The organism is Chloroflexus sp. (genome assembly GCF_056331925.1).
This window is the reverse complement of the sequence record NZ_JBWGQH010000015.1, coordinates 75,939-96,426: the sequence shown is the minus strand read 5'-3', so window position 1 is coordinate 96,426 and position 20,488 is coordinate 75,939. Positions and strand designations below refer to the sequence as shown.

Genomic DNA, 20,488 nt, shown 5'->3' with positions numbered 1-20,488 from the left:
TATATGCGAGTCGCTCGATTTGTGCAAGGTTGTCAATGCAATTGTTCCCTATGGCCCAATTGTGACAAGCGGTGCAATCTGATTGAATAGCTTTTCACCGATCCCACTTACTTCACGCAACTCATCAACACTGCGGTACGGCCCTTGGGTTTCGCGGCGAGCAATAATCCGTTCTGCGAGCGTCTTCCCAACACCCGGCAACTCCTCCAGATCGGAGGCAGTCGCCCGATTCAGATTAATCAGTCCGTTATCGGTACTGCGATCACTCTCCGCCGGCAGCGCCATCCGTTCCCCAGCGTATGGCACGCGAATATGCTGGCTATCTTGCACGAGCGCGGCTAGATTAATCCCATCGATGTCGGCCAATTCGGTAAGGCCTCCGGCAGCTTGCAACGCATCGATCACACGCGATCCCGGCGGTAAGCGATACACATCCGGTGCAACGACTGCCCCTGAGACATAGACGACCAGTGGTGAAGGGGTTGGCGTCGGTATCACATCATCCCACAATGGTTCAGGATTCGTCTGCGAGGCAGTGGCCGTTGCCAACCATGCAGCGCGGGTTTCAGGGCCAAACGCGATTAACAAACCACCGAGTAACGCACAAGCTATCGCTAAGAGCCGTTGTGGTCGCCGATACCATGGCGTCTCGCCATTCGTATTCATACGCTACCTCCATCACTTGCACCGTCTCACAAAAAAACTATCGTCATAAAGTAAACCGCAATCCATGCGCAAAAGACGCGCACAGGTTTTCCAATAGAACGTTAACGTTGTGCTATCGCGTCACAGATATCGATTTGCTACAGTAACAGCAGCAGAAACGTTAAGGAGGTGGACGTATGTCCTTCAATACCAATCGGTTTACGGAAAAATCGTATGAAGCGATTGCAGCAGCGCAGGCAGCGGCGGAGCGTCTCGGTAATGCCGAAGTCCAACCCGAACACTTGCTCTATGCCCTGCTTGATCAAAGTGACGGCGTTGTTCCGAAGGTGCTGGCCAAGCTGAACCTGCCGGTCGGTGCGATTAAGCAACAGATCAATAACGAAATTGCACGCTTTCCACGCATAACGAGTGGCAGTGCCCAAGTTCAGCTTGGTTCGCGCTTGCGCACGGTGCTGGTTAAAGCCCACGACGAGCTAGCTCAATTCGGTGACGAATATGTCAGCACCGAACATTTGCTGTTGGCCATTCTCGACCATGCCGGTGGTGCGGCTGAGCGTGTCCTCAAGCAGGCCGGTCTCACACGCGATAAGCTATTGATAGCCCTGCGCGAGGTACGTGGTGCGCAACGGGTAACCAGTCCTAACCCAGAAGGGACGTATGCGGCCCTCGAGCAGTATGGGCGCGACCTGACTGAACTGGCGGCACGTAACAAGCTCGACCCGGTGATCGGTCGTGATGAAGAGATCCGGCGCGTGATCCAGATTTTGTCGCGCCGTACCAAAAACAACCCGGTGCTAATCGGCGAGCCGGGTGTCGGTAAGACGGCGATTGTCGAGGGGCTAGCCCAACGCATTGTGCGCGGTGACGTTCCCGAGTCGCTCAAGAACAAGCGGGTCATCGCGCTTGACCTCGGTGCTTTGATCGCAGGTGCGAAATATCGCGGCGAGTTTGAAGAGCGGTTGAAAGCCGTGCTCAAAGAGATTCAAGAGCGCGACGATGTCATTCTGTTTGTCGATGAGCTGCATACCGTTGTCGGGGCCGGCGCTGCCGAAGGTGCCATGGATGCCGGTAATATGCTCAAACCGATGTTGGCGCGCGGTGAGCTGCACATGGTCGGTGCGACAACCCTCGACGAGTATCGCAAGCATATCGAGAAGGATGCGGCCCTTGAACGACGGTTCCAGCCGGTGATGGTTGATCCGCCGTCAGTCGAAGACACTATCTCGATCCTGCGCGGTCTCAAGGAGCGTTACGAGACACACCACGGTGTGCGCATTACTGATGGTGCGATCATTGCCGCAGCGATGCTCTCGGATCGCTACATCTCCGACCGCTTTTTGCCCGACAAGGCAATCGACCTGATCGACGAAGCGGCGGCCCGTCTGCGTATGGAGATTACCTCCGATCCGCAAGAGCTTGACGATCTGAAGCGGCGGATTATGCAGTTGGAGATCGAGCGGGAAGCGTTGCGCAAAGAGAAGGATCAGGCCAGCAAGGAGCGGCTTGAGAAGCTTGAGCAAGAACTGGCCAATCTGCGCGAGCAGCGATCGGCGCTGGAAGCTCAGATCCAGCGTGAGCGGAAAGAGCTGGAGCGCATCCAGCAATTGAAAGAAAAGATTGAACAGACCCGCGCCGCTATCGAACAGGCACAACGCCAGTACGATTACAACAAGGCGGCTGAATTACAATACGGCACGCTTGTCAGCCTCGAACGTGAGTTACAAGCGGCAGAGGCTGCGTTGGGTGGACAAAATCGTCTGCTGCGGCAAGAGGTCACCGAGACCGACATCGCCGAAATTATCTCGAAGTGGACTGGTATCCCGGTGACCAAGCTGCTCGAAGGCGAGCTTGAGAAGCTGGTACACATGGAAGAGCGCTTGCACCAGCGCGTTGTCGGCCAAGACGAGGCAGTTACCGCTGTCGCTAATGCAGTACGCCGTGCCCGTGCCGGTTTGCAAGACCCGAACCGACCGTTGGGCAGCTTCCTCTTTCTTGGTCCGACCGGTGTCGGTAAGACCGAGCTGGCCCGTGCGCTGGCCGAGTTCCTCTTTGATGACGAGCAGGCGATGGTGCGGATCGACATGTCGGAGTACATGGAGAAGCACTCGGTCGCTCGCTTGATCGGTGCGCCGCCCGGCTATGTCGGCTATGATGAGGGTGGCCAGTTGACCGAGGCGGTGCGGCGTAAACCGTACAGTGTTGTGCTATTCGATGAGATCGAGAAGGCGCATCCCGATGTCTTCAATGTCTTGCTGCAAGTGCTTGATGATGGCCGTTTGACCGATGGACAAGGTCGAGTGGTCAACTTTAAGAACACGGTCATCATTATGACAAGCAATATCGCCAGCGCAACTATTCAAGAGCTGGCGCGGGCCGGAGCACCGCAAGGTGAGATTCGGGCTGCGGTGATGGAAGAGCTGCGCAGTGTATTGCGGCCTGAGTTCTTAAACCGGATTGATGAAGTAATCGTCTTCTCGCCGCTCAGCCGCGAACACATCGATCAGATCGTCGAGATCCAGCTCAACAGGCTACGCAAGCTGTTGGCCGACCGCAAGCTCAACTTAACGTTGACCGATGCTGCCCGTGCCCAGTTGGCTACCGAAGGTTACGATCCGGTCTACGGTGCGCGTCCGCTCAAGCGGGTGATCCAGCAACGCATCCAGAACCCGCTGGCGTTGCAACTGTTGCAAGGCGCGTTCCCGGAAGGCAGCACGATCATCGTCGATGTCGAAAACGGCAACTTCGTCTTCCGACGCGGTTGATCACGGTAGCGTAGCAACGATGGGAGGGGCGAGGCACTGCCTCGCCCCTCTTTACTCGCCGGTGTGGTATCATACCGAAGCACCCAGCGGTATACCGTTTACAGACCGGTCGTTTGATGGTAGAACGCCGCCCATTCCTGTATGCACCACTATGAGCGTCATCGATGACATTAAAGCCAATATCGACATTGTTGACCTGATCAACTCAATGGGAGTCGGGTTACGCCGCAGTGGTCGCAGCTTTGTTGGTTTTTGCCCGTTTCACCCCAACACACGAACTCCAGCTTTTTACGTCTACCCGGACACCCAAAGTTTCTACTGCTTCGGATGCCACGCCGCCGGTACGGTATTCGACTTCGTAATGCGCAAACAGGGGATTGATTTCAAAGAGGCGCTGGAGCTATTGGCCGAGCGCGCCGGAATCCGGCTCGAACCCAAAAATGACGCACAACGCCAAGAAGACGCCCGCCGTGCTCGTCTTCTGGAGATCAACGGGATCGCTGCGCGCTACTTCAATAATGTGTTACTCAACCTCAGCCGCGGAGAACCCGGCCGCGCCTACGTTGCACGTCGCGGGATCAATCAGGACGCAATTGATGCGTTTCAGATCGGCTATAGTCTCGATGAATGGGGCCATCTCTTTTCTTACCTCCACGATAAAAAGGGGTACAGTGTCGAAGACATCATTGCCGCCGGTCTCGCCATTCCCGGCGAGCGCGGACCGTATGACCGGTTTCGCAATCGGATCATCTTCCCGATCCGTAACGTGCGTGGTGAGGTCATCGGGTTCGGCGGGAGAGCATTAGGAGATGCGCAGCCCAAGTATTTAAATACACCGGAAACATCCCTCTTTAAGAAGAGTGAAGTGCTCTACGGTCTCGATCTGGCTCGTGACGCGATCCGGGCTACCAACCGCGCGATTGTGGTGGAAGGGTATGTCGATGTGATTACTGCGCATCAGTACGGCTTTCGCAATGTGGTAGCACCGCTGGGCACAGCCCTGAGTAAAGCGCATATTAACCAACTCAAGCGGTTGACCGATAACGTCTATCTAGCGCTTGATGCCGACGCCGCCGGCCAGAAAGCTACCCTCCGCGGCCTTGAAACGATTCGCACGACCGGTGAGGAGGAAGGTGAGGGGCGGATGGTAACAACCGCCCAGGGAATCGTTCGACTGGAGAACGATGTCACCATTCGTGTCATCCGACTACCGGCGGGGCGCGATCCCGACGAAGTAATTGCCGCCGACCCCGACCTTTGGCAGCAGTTGGTCGAACAAGCAGCACCGGTGATGGATTTCTATCTCGAGGCGTACACTGCCGGACTCGACATGCACGACCCGATCCAGCAGCGGCAAGCGATAGAACGAATCATACCGCTTTTAAGCGAACTCGATGGTGCAGCGCAGCGGGTGTATGTTGCGCGGGTAGAACAGATTACCGGTGTACGGAGCGAACTGATTGTCGATCTGCTGCGCGCACGAGTACAACCGGCACGTCGCAGCGACCGTAGCCGGAACAAACGTCCACTGTCACGACCGGAGGAACCGCCGCTCCCACCTACTCCCCCTACACCGCTCGATGAACGTCGTCGCAAGACAGAGGCCTACCTACTGGCACTTGCCTTACGCTATCCGAGCGTCAATATTGCGATTGAGAAGCTCCTTGAGGAGTACCATGCCCGTTGTCGGGAGGCGGGCGAACTCTTTGGGGCCGGCGTCGAAGATCTGCTGGAAGAACCGCTCCATCAGGCAATTTGGCAGGCATATTTGGCAACACCCCTTGACCAGCGTCCAACCGATCAGGAGAGTTTGCAAGCATGGATTGAAACGCTCGGCGAACCCCTGACCGGCGGAGCCAAGCCGTTGCTCGAGTTACTCGAACGTCGCCCTGATGATGTTCGCTTCCGCCACGAAGCCGAACAGTGTGCGCGGATCTTGCGCAAGGCCCAAGTTGTGGAACGCATTCGGCGCTACAACGAACGGCTGCGCGAACTCGACAACGAAGAAGAGATGGAGCGCATTTTGCACCATCTCCGTGAACTGAGTACCTACGCCGAACAGATCACCCAGCCACGCCGGTCGAGTACATTTCCCGATTTACGTGATCTCCTTGGGAATGGGTAAATAGGTAGGGATATAGCGCCGCTATATCCCTACTGATCATCACGCCCTATGATACTGACTGAGTGGAAGATGCCGCTTCGTTCACGGGAATATTGAGGGGCACATTCAGCGGATTCTCGGCTTGCAGTTTGATCTCTTCGGGATCAAGGCCGGGCGCGGCCCCGCCAAAGGTCGTATCGGCTTGCATCTCTTTGCGCCGCTTCATCTCGGCGATCTGCTCAGGCGTGAGTACCCGTGACTCATCGAAACCAAGATCGATCTCGAGTTGGGTTCCACGCATATGAACCCGCCCAAGGTCGTAGAAGCGGCGGGTAATCGTCGTTTGCATGAAGGCACGGAGACAGCCGAGCATATAGCGCCGCTTGAATGGATCCTTGATGAAGGGGTATTCCAGGAACGCCTTCCGCATGTAGAAGCGCGCATAGTTGCGCAACACACCTTTGAGCACATCCTCGCGATCCATCGCTTCGGGCTTCATAATCGGGGTAACGAAATTGTACTTGGAGTAGTCACGTACCTCGACTTTATCGCCCAATTCCTCAAACAGCTCGGCAAATGGCCACGGCGTGTACATATTCCAGTTGGCCATATCCGGCTTCCAGTCGAGCACATAGCGATAGGTCTCTTCGATTGTCTCCGGCGTCTCGTTTTCCAGGCCCATAATGAACTGGGCCTCGGCTACCATCCCGTGCTTCTTGATCAGCTCAATTGCACGCTTATTTTGCTCAATCGTCGTCTGCTTGCGGAAGCGGTCGAGGTTCATCTGTGCTGCTGCCTCTGTGCCGAGCGAGATGTGAACCAGACCGGCAGCTCGCCAAAGTGGGAGAAGCGCTTCATCGCGGAGGATGTCGGTCACACGGGTATTGATACCCCAGTAAACAGGCAGTTTACGCCGGACCAACTCTTCGCACAGCGCTGTAAACTTCTTCCGATTGATCGTCGGCTCTTCATCAGCCAGAATGAAGAAGCCAACCTTGTGATCGCGCACCAACGTCTCAATCTCATCAACAAACTTTTGTGGGCTGCGCGAGCGATAGCGGCGCCAGAACTTCCACTGCGAGCAGAAGCGGCATGTAAACGGACAGCCACGGGCAAAGTTGGGCACGGCCACGCGCACGTTCAGGGGCACATAAATGTAGCGCTTCCAGTCGTAGAGGCTCCAATCGGGCGTAAGTTTATCGAGGTCGGCGATCGGATCACGCGCCGGTGTTGCAACTACTTTACCATCTTCGAGGTACGCGATGCCTTTGATCTTTGAACGATCACGTCGATCGCTACCAGCGGCGATTGCTTGCATTAACTCGACAATAATTTCTTCGCCTTCACCGCGCACAATGTAGTCAATCCACGGTGCCTCGGTTAAGACCTGCCCGTACATAAACGTTGGGTGGATTCCCCCAAGGATGAGGCGCGCATTGGGTAGTTCTTCACGCGCGATCTGGAGCGTCTCTTGCGCCTTGTAAATCATCGGGGTAATGGCCGTTGCCATCACCACATCCGGTCGGTTGTGGCGCAGAATAAGGCGTAGCTTATCGTTGGGCAAATCCTCTGTCATCGCATCAACGAAACGCAGGTTATCAAATCCCGCAGTCCGCAATGCGCCACCGATGTACGCCACCCAACTTGGTGGCCAGAACCCGGCAATCTCAGCTCCACCGGCATGGTAGTTCGGTTGGATCATCATGATCCGCATGCGTAGCCTCTCTTCCTTACTGACAACCAACTCTGAACTACAAGCAAGAGAAAAAAGGAAAGCAAAACTCCCTTTTGATCACCGATTGACGGTGATAGAAAACGTACAATGCGGCGCACCCATTGCTCGACACGCAACTTCTTGAACGCGGATCCGGTCATTCACAACCAAGCGCAGTAGTCCCTCGAAGGCAGCTCGATAGTAACTACAGACCGGATTGCTCGCGCGCACCCCACGCGACTCAATGCTATCGGCCAGCGTCAACTGCCACGAAGGCTTGAAGGAATAACTAAACCGCCCACTGCCCGCAAATGTCCAGGCATGTTGAGCAATCGCCGGGAGAAAGATGCGCAAGGCAAGACCGATAGGCACATGCGGCAAGATCAGCCGAATCGGTGTCGGTACGCGGTTGGTTGCAACGTAATGAGCCGTCAGTTCACCCGACCGGTCGAGCACCCGCATTGCTGCCGGCATACCAAGCCATGCGCGGAGATCGTGTATCAGGGCGCCAAAATCACTCTCAGGCAACATGTGATCGGGCATGCGTTCAAGCAAATCTACCCGCCCGGTGCGACGTAGCCAGGCCGCTGTCTGCTCGACTCCGTAGTGCTCCCGCAACGCAGCGACGGTCTGGATGATCGAGTTTGGTCCGATTTGGGTAATAGCAGAAGCGTGCGCTACTTCTCGCATGGAATACTCGCCATTGCTTGAGATGTCAACGTATGCTTTAAATGTAACATTTTTGCACTTCATTGCTAGTTATGAATTCTTCACACAAAGTAAAAGCTGAGTAAAGAGAGGTGTGCAAATGGTAGACAAGACGTGGCACACGCCACCGGGAAGGAGTATCACCCCTATCGAGAGGACGGTTCAGGCGAACACACACGCTCTATTGCCGATTCGCCGGCAAGTGGTGGCCGCTTGGGATGGAACAGCACGAGAAACTCCACGTTCCCCGCCGGACCGGTGATCGGTGAGCGCGTCAGACCGGCCGGGTTGAGCTGCTGAGTGACGGCAAACGCTACAACATCGCGTATTACCTGAGCATGCACTACCGGGTCACGCACAACACCACCCTTACCGACGAGTTGGGGGCCAGCTTCAAACTGCGGCTTTATCAGCGCCACAATCCACGCTTCCGGTGTGATCAACCGTTGTACGGTAGGTAAGACGAGGCGGAGAGAGATGAAACTAACATCGATCACGGCACAATCCGCGCGCATATTGTCGGGTAATGCCGTCAGGTAGCGAATATTGGTGCGTTCGAGGACGATCACCCGCGGATCATTGCGCAAGCGGTGGTCGAGAATACCATAGCCAACATCAACCGCCACCACCTGAGCAGCTCCACGCTGTAACAAGACATCGGTAAAGCCACCTGTGGATGCGCCAACGTCAAGTGCGATCAAACCGGTCGGATCAAGCTCGAATTGGTCAAGCGCATGGGCCAACTTGAAACCACCACGACTAACGTAGGGTAGACCACTGCGCACCTCAATCTGGGCATCGGCGGCAACTTGGGTACCGGCTTTCGTTTGCACCTGCCCGTTTACCAACACCTGACCAGCCATAATCAGCGCCTGTGCTTTGGCGCGCGTTTCGGCCAAACCACGCTCAACCAGCAAGGTATCAAGCCGTTGCCGGGTCATGCTAGCCTTCCCGATGCAACTCAACTTCGAGGCGTGCAATTTCCTCTTCCAGCTCGGCTACCATCGCGCGTAGCCAGTCAGGCGGCGGGTTATGCGGATCGTGCAAATGGTTACGTAACATACGTAACTGATTCCGTCGCAGCCGCAATTGTTCACGAATCGCCGCTTGTCGATCAACCGGCGGCGGCGAGGGTGGCAACGGCTGGCCAGCTAGATAATCGGCGACTAAGTCGGTCATAAGATCGTCAAGCTCTTGTCCACGCTCACGGAGCAGCCAGTAGAGCTGTTCACGCTGTGCTTCGGTCAGCCTGATTCGAGTTGGTATCGTGTAGTGCCCACTCATAGTTACGGATTATACCGAATAGGCAAGGGACGAGCGACGGAATAACCGCTGGACAGCCTACCCGACGGAGCGATCGCTGTACGAGTAACCCGATGGAACACCCCTGTACGGCCGGATTGATCTGAAATTACATCAGTGGGCGCTATTGGCGCAACTGGGTAAAGAAGCGTATCACCATTTCTGTGTGCAGGGGAAACGCCAATTCAACCGGTGAGGTAATGATGACCCGTTCCACCGCTTCACTATTCGGCAAAAACGCCGGTAAATCTTTGCTCGACAATTGTGGCCCGATACCAAACACCAACAGATAACCATCGGGGGTACTACGAGCCGCGAAATCACCGATCAGTGCCGGATCGACCTCTACGCCCGCTTCCTCATACAGTTCGCGAGCTGCGGCCTCTTGCCATCGCTCGCCCATCTCGATAAAACCTCCGGGTAATGCCAATTGTCCACGACGTGGGTAAGCGGCCCGCCGAATCAAGAGCAGACCATCATCAACCGGCTGTAATAACAACACAACCGGTAACGGATTACGGTAGGTTGTACTGCCGCAATTGGTGCAAATCCGCGGCCACGGCTGGTACTCGGCGAACGGATGACCGCAAAATGAACAGAACGAGTGTTGACGATACATGACTTCCTGTGCAACGACCGACGGTTCTCACAAGAGCTTTAGTATAACATAAAACTGCCTCAATTCACGATTGATCACTGTCGGCGTTGCGGTTGGCTGACGACACCTGGGGGCGTTGCCAGGTTTGTTGGAGAGCAACCGACTCGGTCACTCCTGCTGCGTGCTCGATCAAGCAACGGTCAAATGCCTGACACAATGTCGTTTCATCGAGCTGGCCCGGTAAACCAATAAAGACCATCTGTGTCTGCGGTGGCTGATTGCCCCATGGCTCACCAACCGTGACCTGCACACGCGATCCGACCAATTGTAACACCGCTCGACGCTGCGGTACTTCGGCAAGATAGACTAATCCCTTCGCACGAAAGATCGCCGGCGGTAAGTCAAGAATCACGCGCCGAAACGCCTGGAGTGTAAAAGGTTGATCGGCAACATAGCTCCACGTTGCAAATGCAGAGCCGTGATCATGGTCGTGGTCGTGATGATCATGGTTGTGATGGTCGGATTCCGCAGCGACAACGAGATGCGGGAGTGGCATACGATGTTGCAACCGGCCCACATCTAAGAGCAAACGCAGCGGTACATCGGCATACATCGCCGGCAGAATACGTGCCTGTGGGACAATCCGCCGCACCCATGCTTCAAGCTCGGTTAACCGATCGGACGGCACGAGATCAATTTTGTTCAGCACGACAATATCAGCAGCGCTGATCTGTTCGACAATCAACGACTCATACGAAGGTTGCCGGTGTACATACTCGGCATCAATAACCGTGATCACGCTATCGAGGCGAAAATAGGCGCGTAGTTCCGGTAGCAGGAAGGTATCGGCAATTGCCCACGGATCACTTACGCCACTTGCCTCAATAATCAGATACTCTGGCAGCTGTGGTCTTTCTAACAAGGTAAATGCTGTCTGGAGTAGATCATCGCGGATCGTACAGCAGATGCACCCGTTCGCCAAGGAGATCGTTTCGCTCTCGACATCAATTACGAGCTGCGCATCGATATTGATCGAACCAAAATCGTTGACGAGAACGGCAACCCGCAAGCCATGATCGGCTTTCAAGATGCGATTGAGCAACGTCGTCTTCCCGGCACCGAGAAAGCCGGTCAGAATGGTTACCGGAATTGGTTGCTGAGGCACTTCCATTCCATCATTCCTTTCATGGATTATGAACGCCGGCGCGGCCGGCAACACGAACAGTCAAGACCATGGACAACCCGCGCGATCTGTGCCGGAGTAGCGTATACCGGCTCTGCTTGGCGGCGTGTGTGAAAGGTGCTGACGACCCGTGTACACCATCCGTGACAAATAGGGCATTCAACCGGTATGTCGGCTTGCCATGCAGGACGCAGCTCTTCCAGCTCGATGTCGCATTCGGGGCATTCGTAGACGTAGATTGGCATAGAGATCTATCGATGTAAGTAAAGGTTGGAACCATTATTGATACATTATATCATTTTAGACAATAGTGTCAATGCCGGACATAGCAAGTGAGCAATCCATCTTGGTTATTTCTGCTCTTGCGCCAGGATATACCTGAGTGCATAATGATCAGGAACTATGTAGTTAGAGGGTCTTTGTATGTCGATCTATCAATTTACCGCCCAACGCATTGACGGCACTCTGCAACCGCTCTCCGAATATCGCGGGCAAGTGCTATTGATCGTCAACGTTGCCAGTATGTGCGGGCTTAGCCCACAATATGTCGGTTTAGAACAGCTCTATCGTCGCTACCGCGATCAAGGGTTTGCCGTCCTGGGCTTTCCAAGCAACCAGTTTATGCAAGAACCGGGCAGCAACGAAGCGATTGCCGAGTTCTGCGAACGAACCTATCAGGTAACGTTCCCGCTTTTCGCAAAAGTTGACGTGAACGGCCCAAATGAGCATCCCTTGTTTGCCTATCTCAAGCGTCAGCAGCCGGGCTTATTTGGCAGTACGGCAATCAAGTGGAATTTCACCAAGTTTCTCGTCGATCGAAATGGCAAACCATACCGGCGCTACGCTCCTACCAATTTACCTTCGGTGATCGAAAACGATATTGTTGCGCTTTTGCGTCAACAACCTGCAACGGTAGGATAAACGATGCCCAAAACCCGACGTAACATGTTTCGAGTGCGGTGTGGTATGGTGTATTGTAAGAGAGGTGTATTTGCCTCGCACACCACATCCTCATTCCACCTATGTCGTTAACCTCGCTTGACTTCAGCCCACCGTGGTGTGCGATAGGGTAACTGTATGCCAGACCTGCGGTGGGGTGAAGCCGTCCCCTGCCTATGCCAGCCCCCCTGTGGTGTGCGATAGGGTAACTGTGTGCCAGACCTGCGGTGTGACGTGCAACAGCAGCCTGTCCCATTCCATCCTTCCCTACAGTTTGTACCTACTTCGAGTAAGAGTAACAGATCGAACCGGCTCATAACACCACAGCTTTGAAACGGTGTCTATCTCTAACCAACTTGATCAACTATTAATCATACCTGATAGTGAAACGCGGTATGATACATCAAAACAATCGACTGTTATTACCTATCAAATAACCTAACAGGATAGAGGATCATGCTACCAATTCGAGGTGTAGGCGCCGTCGTATACCGAACAAAACCCGATGGCACCATTGAGATATTGCTCATCCGTAAACGTAAAGGGTGGTGGTCACTACCGAAAGGCAAGCTCAAACCCAACGAACCACCACTGACGGCAATTGTGCGCGAAGTATGGGAAGAGACCCACGTGAGTGCTGAAGTCATCGATGTGGTCGGAAGTGTCGATTATGTAATCAGCGGACCCAAGGGTGAACAGCGAAAAATTGTTGATTACTACTTGCTGCGTGCCTACAAAGGACGTGCCCGTCCGTGCGGCGGCGACGAGCAGATTGTTGATGTCGAGTGGGTACCGTTAGCCAAAGCACTTGAACGGTTGCACCGACCACGCTTGAAAGCGATCGTCCGGGCGGCTCAGTCACTCTTTAGCTGACCGGACAATACCGCTCCCTTTCATCAAGTGGTCTGCACAACCAATTTCCAAATAACTCAGCTCTTATGCACAGGTACCATTCCTGACCGGCGTGCTATAATGGGAGCAGATAGCACGTTGTGAAGTCTACTCATCTATCCGTCATCACTAAACGATTACACTACCATTTACGTCCCCAACTGCGTAACAACATATCAAGCAGGACCTCAGTGGGAAGGGATAATCTACCATGGATGAAGTCGCTGCAACTCAGCTTGCGCGTCGCGTGGAAGAGCATCGCCAGGTCATTGCCGAACGGGTCGCGACCCGTTTATTACGGGCCTTCCCAGAGCTTACCCATACCCTACGTCTCGAAGAGAATTACGGCCCGGTGGAACGAATGGCCGAGGTTGCGGTACGCCCGCTGAGCGACTTGATCCGTGCGATGCTGTTGTTTGACGCACTGGAGATTGCCGAAACGGAGTTACGCTGGGCACGAGGGGTCTTGCCGCGTTGGGGGGTATCTTACGAACATACCACTGCAATGATCCGTTGGTATTTTGAGGAATTGAACCGTCTTCCTCTATCGTCAGCCGAACGTACCGTGGCGATGGAGGTCGAGCGTCACCTGTTACATCTAATGATACGCCTGTACCGTTCCCCTAACCATCATAAAGTGCCAGCCTAAGAAGGATTTGCCGGATGATGGATGAGGGGGCATGCTAGTCGTGCCCCCTTTGTCATCCTTACTTCACAATCAACTTACCCTGCATCAACGGATAGTGACCGGGTACTGTGCAAATGAACAAATAGCTACCTGCTGCGGGAGCGGTAAAGGTAACTTCTACCGTCTCACCACCGTTAGCCAGCGGAGTCTCGGCCAGAATATTGCTCTTATCTGCCGGCAGATAATTGGCTGCCGGGCCAGCACTCAGGCCGGCATTTGCAATCGCAGCCGCCTCGGCATCACCACCCTTGATTAGGATCCAGTTGTGCTGCTGCACCGCCGAGTTGTTCTTAAAACGAAGGGTCACGGTCTGACCGGGAGCAACCGTTAGTTCCGTCTTGTCAAAAGCCAACTCTTCGCCTTTCGAGCCGATCTCGAGCGTTACCGGACCACTGCTGGCGCTACCGCCGGTTGAACCACCACTGCTACCACCACCACACGCAGCAAGGACCATTGCCATTACTGCCAATACAGCGATAGCCATCACTCGAAACAACGTCTTCATGAGAAACCTTTCTTTCTTGTTCGATCTGTCACAAAGCTACGCTAATCATGTATACCACTGTCTCGACTCTTGTCAAGTCTCATCGCATACATTCGCAATAGGTAGTTTCGATGGATATTATGCTTGCTGAAGATGGCTCGCTCCGCTTGACATGACAAATTAGGTTAGGAAGATGGCTCGCTCCGCTCGAAATAACAAGGAGAGTAGGTAGTGTCGATGGAGAGTTATTCTTGTTCGGTATCACGGCGAGTCTCCTGCACTGAACGGCGCATACTGGATGGCTTGTGATCAAAACGATTCGTGCGTTCCACCGATGTGTTGGTCGGATCATGGTGTGACGTTGGCGAGCGGTGTTCAGATTTTGACGCCCGCTCTTGGTGTGGTCGCCCTTCGTGGTCCCGATGTCGCAGATTTCGTTCGGTACTGCTCCGGCCACGCGGCACCCGACCTGTGCGTGCGTCCCGCTCGCCCCACGCCCCACGACCGGCCTCACCGCGGCTCCCCTCATCCTGCCGGCCACGCGGCACCCGACCTGTGCGTGCGTCCCGCTCGTCCCACGCCCCACGACCGGCCTCACCGCGGCTCCCCTCATCCTGCCGGCCACGCGGCGCCCGACCTGTGCGTGCGTCCCGCTCGTCCCACGCCCCACGACCGGCCTCACCGCGGCTGTCCTGCCGGCCACGCGGCGCCCGACCTGCACGGGTGTCCCGCTCGCCCCGCATTGAACCTTCTGCAAAACGTTCGTCACGTTGTGTCCGAGGCGAACGGTCAGCGATTCGACGCTCGCTTTGCTCAGATCGCTGCCGCGTTACCGGCGCTGAGGCTCCGGCATGGTGAGATTTTTCATCAAGAGCGCGAGACTTCACTACGTCGGTCGGCCTGGTTGGCGCATCCGCTAACGATCGGCGCACCGAAACATGTGCGCGAAGTGCAGCTACTTCTTCATCGGTCAAATGACGCCACGCACGTGGCGGCAAATCACCGAGCTGTAGCGGACCTTCGCGCACCCGAATCAGACGACGCACTTCATAGCCCAACAACTTGGCGACAACGCGGATTTGGCGTTTGCGCCCCTCTCGCAACACAATCCGCACCCACACACCTTCAGGAGTTGTCTCAAGCAATTCAACCCATGCCGGTGCGGTCATCTCACCTTCGAGCAGCACACCATTACGCCAACTCCGCAATGCATCGGGCGTTAATGCTCGATCAAGTAATACCCGGTACTCTTTCTCGACCTCAAAACTCGGATGCGTAAGGGCATAGGCCAACTCGCCATCATCGGTCAGCAAGATCAATCCTTCGCTATCCAGATCAAGCCGTCCTACCGGAAAAACACGTGCCGGGACATCGACCAGTTCGACAACTGTGGGACGACCATGGGTATCTTCCGCTGTTGAAACTACCCCTGCCGGCTTGTGCAGCATAATATAGGTACGCTTAGCCGGTATCCGCAGCGGTTGACCATCAACCAAAATTTCATCATGCTCAAGATCGACGCGCGTACCGGGTACAGTCACGACTCGGCCATTTACCGTCACTCGACCAGCAGCAATGAGTTCTTCACAATCGCGCCGCGACGCGATCCCAGCACTAGCCAATACTTTCTGTAAACGTTCAGGGCTCACAGACAACCTTTCATGTTGACCAATAGATAAAAAAGAGAGCGAACCGAATATCTGTACGACGCGCACGTGGCGAGGGATAGGCGCAACAATGCGTCTGTTAGTATACCACTCTTTTCAGCAGAGTCAGAGTACAATAGAAGGCAAACAAACGGTCACCAAGTCCATACCAATGAATCAGCAAGCCTCAAACCAACTTTTTCGACCCTACGTGCCTGCCGCTCTCCGTGATGCACTCGATGCCGGGTTACTCCGGGCCGGTCAAATAGGGACATATCAAGCGAGTATTCTCTACGCCGATCTGAGCGGTTTCACCCGCTTAACTGCCGCTTTTGCCACCTTAGCCGATGGTGCCGAGCGGCTCCATAGCATTCTGCGCGATTATTTCGAAACTATGATTGCGACAATCACTGCCAACGGCGGTGATGTAATCCATATTGCCGGTGATGCGCTGAGCGCGTGGTGGCCCAGTATAGCCGATCCGACACTCGCCATTCATTGTGGTTATGCATTGCACAATGCCATCGCTGCACTGAACCCTATCCCAACTCCATTCGGCCCGTACTCATTTGAGCTGCGCGTTGGGGTGAGTGCGGGTCAGGTGCATCTCCTGCTGGCCGGCATTCCAAACCAAGGCATTCATCCAGTGTTAATGGGTACACCAATCTATGCTGCTAGTTTCGCCGAACAACACGCCCAACCCGGGCAAGTGCAACTCCTGTTGACGAATTCGGTTTACAAACCGACACCTCCGTATCAATCGCCACTTGACGCACCGGTACTCACATGGGAACATTTTTTGCCACCGAGCTTCGCCCGCCGTCTACGCTTAAACACGCTCGTAGCCGAATACCGTCGCTGTGTACCAGTATTTGCCGCCTTCGATCTCCCTGCTAACCCAATGGATCTCCAACCGCTCGTGACCCAAGCCCAAGCGATTGCAATGCGATGGGGAGGATGGCTCAACGAAATCGAAATCGGAAACAAGGGTGCGGTACTGGTTTTCTTATTCGGGGCACCGGTAGCACACGGCGATGATACCAGCCGGGCTATCGGCTGTGCGCTCGAGCTGCGCGATCGCGGTGTTATTCGGAAGGCCGGCATCTCGGTCGGCTCACTCTTTGTTGGTGAAGTTGGGGGTCGCTTGCGCCGTGTCTATACTGCCCAAGGTGAAGATATGAATTTAGCGGCGCATCTCATGAAACAGGCTACCGATGGCGAAATCCTCATCTCAGGCCGTGTCCGCCAAGACGTACTTGGGCGATACCGTACAAGCGTACCACAACTCATGATGATCAAGGGGTATGAGCAGCTCATTCCTGTCGCGAGCGTACTCATCGAACGGATCCATACCGATGATCATGACTCGCACGCGCTGCGGGCCGCATTACCCGATCACGTGACGTTGATCGGACGCGAGCAAGAACGCCAACTCATTGATCAACTGGTAGAAGATGCCGGACAGCAAGGTAAGCTCCTGTTGATCGAGGGGGAGACGGGGATCGGCAAATCGAGCTTGCTTCACTACATCGGGATCGAGTGGCTCAAACGCGGCTATATGGGTCTGCGTGGCGAATGTCGGATCGGGACCAGAGAACGAACATTGTATCCGTGGCGGACAATACTCGGTGAACTGTGCGGGATCGACGATAGTGAGCCGACGCCAGTACGTCGCGCTCGGTTTCAACAAGTCTTGGCCAAACTGCCATTCGCAGCATCGCATCAGGTAGCAGCCCTTGCCCACCTCCTCGACATTGAAGGATGTTTAGCACCGCTCCAACCACTTGATCTGGCACCGTTAGTCATCGAACTCCTCTTACAACGGCTGAAATATGAACCGGTTTTGCTCATACTTGAAGATGTACATTGGGCCGATAGGGAAACGTTGCTCCTGCTCCAAGAAGTGGTCGAAGCCCTCCTCCCGCAATACCCCCTCTTGGTGGTTGTTTCATATCGACCGCTCCCAAACCATCTTGCACCATTGATGCAACAGTTACAGCACTATCCGTTTAGCATCCATCGGATACTTGAACGATTGGCCAGTGCTGACCGAACTCAGCTCGTCTGCGAGCTGATCGGTGTTACCACCGTGGATGCACGCTTGTTGCAATATCTCGAACGGTATGCCGGCGGACAACCGCTCTTCATCAAAGAATACGTTCGTTCGTTATTAGAAAAAAGGTTGATCAGGATTGAAGGTGACACTGCGCACTTGCTCGGTTCGCCCCCACACGTCCAGCTTTCAAGTTCGGCGGTGGGAATCGTGCAGGCGCGGATCGATCAGATGGAAGAGCGGACGAGCTTAACCCTCAAAGTTGCGGCAGTGATCGGCCGCAGCTTTCCGTTACGATTACTTCACCATATCCATCCGGCTCATCTGAGTGAGGCAGAATTACGCCAAGACATCGACATTTTGCTGAACTATCAATTAATTGAGACGGAAATGACCGATCCAGAGCCGGTCTACCGTTTCACCTTTGGTTTCGCTCACGAAGTGGCATATACCAGCCTCCTTTTCGGGCAACGCCGCGACCTGCACCAAGCCGTCTATCAGTGGTATCTCACCAACTACCAGGCTGAGCTAGAACGTTGGGAAGCGCCACTGGCGGTCTACGATGTGATCATCGCGCATGCGTTGCGCGCCGAACAAGCGTCAATAGCGATGGAATATTGCCGACGTGCGGCCTTGATCGCGACTAGCCAATCGTTGTTCAGTAGCGCCTTTCATTACATTGAGCACGGCCTCAGGCTAACAGGCCACGTTGATCAACGTGTCGAATTACTCGTTCTTCGGATCATCCTCAACTATCGGATTGGTAACCATCTTCATCAGGCAGAGGATATTGCGCAGATTCAAGACCTCTTCGGTGCGTATCATCAACCAACGTTTCAAGCCATCGTGGCGGTAATGCAACTTCACCATACCTTTATCAGTGGGCAGTTTGAACTCTTCGACACCCACACAGCCTCTGCCCAAGCACAGGTCGCACAGCTTGGGCAGCAGTCGCCTGTTGTAAGTCGCTTCTTACAAGCGTGTATCGAGTTGATCAAGGCCCAATACTTCACCTTCAACGGACAGCAGCATCAAGTACTTACCCATCTTCACGGCATCAACCGTCTGTTTACTAACATATTACGTCAAACTACCGCAAAAAATGAACTGAACAGACTCCTCTCACCACGTGCGCTACTGGCTCAGAGTTACGAACTGCAAGGTTGGATCCTGATCGAGCTTGGTAACTTGCGCCAGGCCCAACGTCGCTTGGCGCGAGCCGTTGCGATTGCCCGTGTGACCAACGATTGGCTTACCGAAAACCGAGCCATTATCGGATTATGTCGTATCCAATTCGCCGACAATCCAAACAGCGAAAGCGAGCATCAACTTCAGCAAGCGCTCCATATTGCGCGCTCGCTCGGTGACCGATACGGACAAGTGCTGGGTTTGCACACACAAGCGTTGCTATGCCTCCATCGGGGTGATCGGCAGATGGCCCGCCGGCTCCTGTGGCAAGCGATTGCCATTGCCAACAGTACCCAGATCGGAGTTCTTGAGATGATGTTACTCAACCAACTTGCAGAGCTAGGGGAGGAAACAGCCCGATAAGCACACTGCTTAGGGAAAAAACGCATGCCACCAACGTTGCCAGTTCGGCGGTGGAGTAGGCAACGGTGAAGGCACCGGTGTCGTGGGCGGAGGCTGCGGGATGGCCGACGGCACCCGCTCAGGGACAATAACAATGTCGCCATCACGAACCAACCCTAAATCGCGCGCCCAAGCCTCGGTAGCAGCATCGGAACGCTCATACTCAAGGCGAGCTGCTAAAGCTTGTGTTGTCGCCTGCAACGCACTCACTTCGCTGTGAGCTGCGGCTAACTCACGTTCAAGGTGGCGGGCGATGATCAATTGGTTGACTAAATTGACCGCAATCCCACCGGCGAAGAGTATCAGCAGCGCGATCACCGCTAATGAGATCACGGTACGCCCACCACCGGGGAACGTCGCTGCCAGCCAACGTCGTGATCGACCACGCAGCATCGCCCAGCTTCGCCGGAGGCGTGTCGTCATATTGGTTGGCAGCGAGGAATGGCGGTGCCGTGGCATAATGAATTAGAAGTAGCTTCCCAGTAGGAAGCCTGACCTAAGAGACAAGCTCATCGGTGATCGAACACAAGACCGTTCACGCTTCTGATGATGAACGGGGTGCTTCCAGTCGCGCACAAGCTGCGACGGCATGCTCGGCTCGTGCCGTTCACGCCTCTGATGATGAACGGGGTGCTTCCAGTAGGAGTGGTTCTTCGATATTGGTCGTCATCGAGCTTTGACCACGGAACAAACCACCTGGCTCAATATGTAGCGCCGCAGTCGTGATGTCGCCCCAAACCTTACCGGTAGGTGAGATCTCCAGTTGTTCAAGTGCCGTAATCTGCCCCTTAACGGCACCTGAGACATGCACATTCCGTGCCTTGATCGTCGCAATCACCCGACCCGTCTCGCCAATGATCAGATTACCGACGACCTCGATATCGCCTTCCACCGCACCATCGATGCGGACATTCCCTTCGGCATTCAAGGTACCCACAAAGCGCGTATTGGCCCCGATCACGGTTTCTGCTCGGCCATTGACCACTGGTTGCGGTTGGGCGGATTTGCGATTAGAACCAAACATGCGTGCGATCCTCCTCCACATAACCGGCCACCTTTAGTATGAGAAGAAACACAAAGGGCCGGGAGACTGCCCGATCACGATCGGGTAATCGTTGTCGCCATTATAAACGATACAAGCAGGAAGGGCAACGATCCAA

The 20,488-nt window shown here is 54.8% G+C and carries 18 protein-coding genes; 6 read left to right on the top strand and 12 right to left on the bottom strand.

Features of this window, described 5'->3' with window-relative positions; genetic code table 11:
* Positions 1-48: 48 nt before the first annotated feature.
* On the bottom strand, positions 49-666 hold the full coding sequence (locus tag AC01ZF_RS09665; protein ID WP_424676805.1) for a ComEA family DNA-binding protein: 618 nt from the start codon (positions 664-666) through the stop codon (positions 49-51).
* A 176-nt stretch (positions 667-842) separates the two neighbouring features.
* On the opposite strand from AC01ZF_RS09665, the gene clpB reads away from it, so the two are divergent.
* Together clpB and dnaG are read left to right on the top strand one after the other, a co-directional pair.
* Positions 843-3,428: an ATP-dependent chaperone ClpB gene (gene clpB / locus AC01ZF_RS09660; RefSeq protein ID WP_424676806.1), complete on the top strand. Its 2,586-nt coding sequence runs from the start codon at positions 843-845 to the stop codon at positions 3,426-3,428.
* Between the two features lie 151 nt (positions 3,429-3,579).
* A complete protein-coding gene (dnaG, locus tag AC01ZF_RS09655) occupies positions 3,580-5,553 on the top strand; it encodes a DNA primase (RefSeq protein ID WP_428111547.1) in 1,974 nt (657 codons plus the stop codon).
* Between the two features lie 46 nt (positions 5,554-5,599).
* On the opposite strand, the gene bchE is transcribed toward dnaG, so the two are convergent.
* The 7 genes from bchE to AC01ZF_RS09620 form a co-directional block, all read right to left on the bottom strand.
* Positions 5,600-7,246 (bottom strand): magnesium-protoporphyrin IX monomethyl ester anaerobic oxidative cyclase, encoded by a 1,647-nt coding sequence (gene bchE, locus AC01ZF_RS09650; RefSeq protein ID WP_428111548.1) that lies wholly within the window; start codon positions 7,244-7,246, stop codon positions 5,600-5,602.
* Positions 7,247-7,324: 78 nt separating this feature from the next.
* Positions 7,325-7,936, bottom strand: coding sequence for a bacteriochlorophyll 4-vinyl reductase (gene bchJ / locus AC01ZF_RS09645; protein ID WP_428111550.1), 612 nt, complete (start codon positions 7,934-7,936; stop codon positions 7,325-7,327).
* 164 nt (positions 7,937-8,100) lie between these two features.
* Positions 8,101-8,895 carry a TlyA family RNA methyltransferase gene (locus AC01ZF_RS09640; protein ID WP_428131670.1) on the bottom strand — a complete coding sequence of 265 codons (795 nt, stop codon included), beginning with the start codon at positions 8,893-8,895 and terminating at the stop codon, positions 8,101-8,103.
* Between the two features lies 1 nt (position 8,896).
* Positions 8,897-9,238, bottom strand: a complete 342-nt coding sequence (locus AC01ZF_RS09635) for a hypothetical protein (protein ID WP_476575325.1) — start codon at positions 9,236-9,238, stop codon at positions 8,897-8,899.
* 142 nt (positions 9,239-9,380) lie between these two features.
* Positions 9,381-9,875: an NUDIX domain-containing protein gene (locus AC01ZF_RS09630; RefSeq protein ID WP_424676812.1), complete on the bottom strand. Its 495-nt coding sequence runs from the start codon at positions 9,873-9,875 to the stop codon at positions 9,381-9,383.
* A 64-nt stretch (positions 9,876-9,939) separates the two neighbouring features.
* Positions 9,940-11,025: a CobW family GTP-binding protein gene (locus tag AC01ZF_RS09625; RefSeq protein WP_424676813.1), complete on the bottom strand. Its 1,086-nt coding sequence runs from the start codon at positions 11,023-11,025 to the stop codon at positions 9,940-9,942.
* A gap of 20 nt (positions 11,026-11,045) precedes the next feature.
* Positions 11,046-11,282, bottom strand: a complete 237-nt coding sequence (locus AC01ZF_RS09620; RefSeq protein ID WP_424676814.1) for an FmdB family zinc ribbon protein — start codon at positions 11,280-11,282, stop codon at positions 11,046-11,048.
* A gap of 178 nt (positions 11,283-11,460) precedes the next feature.
* Here AC01ZF_RS09620 and AC01ZF_RS09615 point away from each other — a divergent pair, with 178 nt between their 5' ends.
* From AC01ZF_RS09615 to AC01ZF_RS09605, 3 genes are all read left to right on the top strand, one after another.
* Positions 11,461-11,958 carry a glutathione peroxidase gene (locus AC01ZF_RS09615; RefSeq protein WP_424676815.1) on the top strand — a complete coding sequence of 166 codons (498 nt, stop codon included), beginning with the start codon at positions 11,461-11,463 and terminating at the stop codon, positions 11,956-11,958.
* Between the two features lie 474 nt (positions 11,959-12,432).
* Positions 12,433-12,849 carry an NUDIX hydrolase gene (locus AC01ZF_RS09610; protein ID WP_428111553.1) on the top strand — a complete coding sequence of 139 codons (417 nt, stop codon included), beginning with the start codon at positions 12,433-12,435 and terminating at the stop codon, positions 12,847-12,849.
* A 229-nt stretch (positions 12,850-13,078) separates the two neighbouring features.
* Positions 13,079-13,516: a hypothetical protein gene (locus AC01ZF_RS09605; protein WP_428111555.1), complete on the top strand. Its 438-nt coding sequence runs from the start codon at positions 13,079-13,081 to the stop codon at positions 13,514-13,516.
* Between the two features lie 58 nt (positions 13,517-13,574).
* Here the strand turns inward: AC01ZF_RS09605 and AC01ZF_RS09600 are convergent, their stop codons facing one another.
* Both AC01ZF_RS09600 and AC01ZF_RS09595 read right to left on the bottom strand, forming a co-directional pair.
* Positions 13,575-14,060 (bottom strand): plastocyanin/azurin family copper-binding protein, encoded by a 486-nt coding sequence (locus AC01ZF_RS09600; protein ID WP_476575324.1) that lies wholly within the window; start codon positions 14,058-14,060, stop codon positions 13,575-13,577.
* Between the two features lie 224 nt (positions 14,061-14,284).
* The gene (locus AC01ZF_RS09595; protein ID WP_476575323.1) at positions 14,285-15,688 is read right to left on the bottom strand and encodes a pseudouridine synthase; all 1,404 of its coding nucleotides are present in this window, start codon (positions 15,686-15,688) and stop codon (positions 14,285-14,287) included.
* A gap of 169 nt (positions 15,689-15,857) precedes the next feature.
* Here AC01ZF_RS09595 and AC01ZF_RS09590 point away from each other — a divergent pair, with 169 nt between their 5' ends.
* Positions 15,858-19,289 (top strand): AAA family ATPase, encoded by a 3,432-nt coding sequence (locus tag AC01ZF_RS09590; RefSeq protein WP_424675971.1) that lies wholly within the window; start codon positions 15,858-15,860, stop codon positions 19,287-19,289.
* A 9-nt stretch (positions 19,290-19,298) separates the two neighbouring features.
* Here the strand turns inward: AC01ZF_RS09590 and AC01ZF_RS09585 are convergent, their stop codons facing one another.
* The gene (locus AC01ZF_RS09585) at positions 19,299-19,751 is read right to left on the bottom strand and encodes an FtsB family cell division protein (RefSeq protein WP_424675972.1); all 453 of its coding nucleotides are present in this window, start codon (positions 19,749-19,751) and stop codon (positions 19,299-19,301) included.
* A 184-nt stretch (positions 19,752-19,935) separates the two neighbouring features.
* Positions 19,936-20,352: a bactofilin family protein gene (locus tag AC01ZF_RS09580; RefSeq protein ID WP_424675973.1), complete on the bottom strand. Its 417-nt coding sequence runs from the start codon at positions 20,350-20,352 to the stop codon at positions 19,936-19,938.
* Positions 20,353-20,488 lie beyond the last annotated feature (136 nt).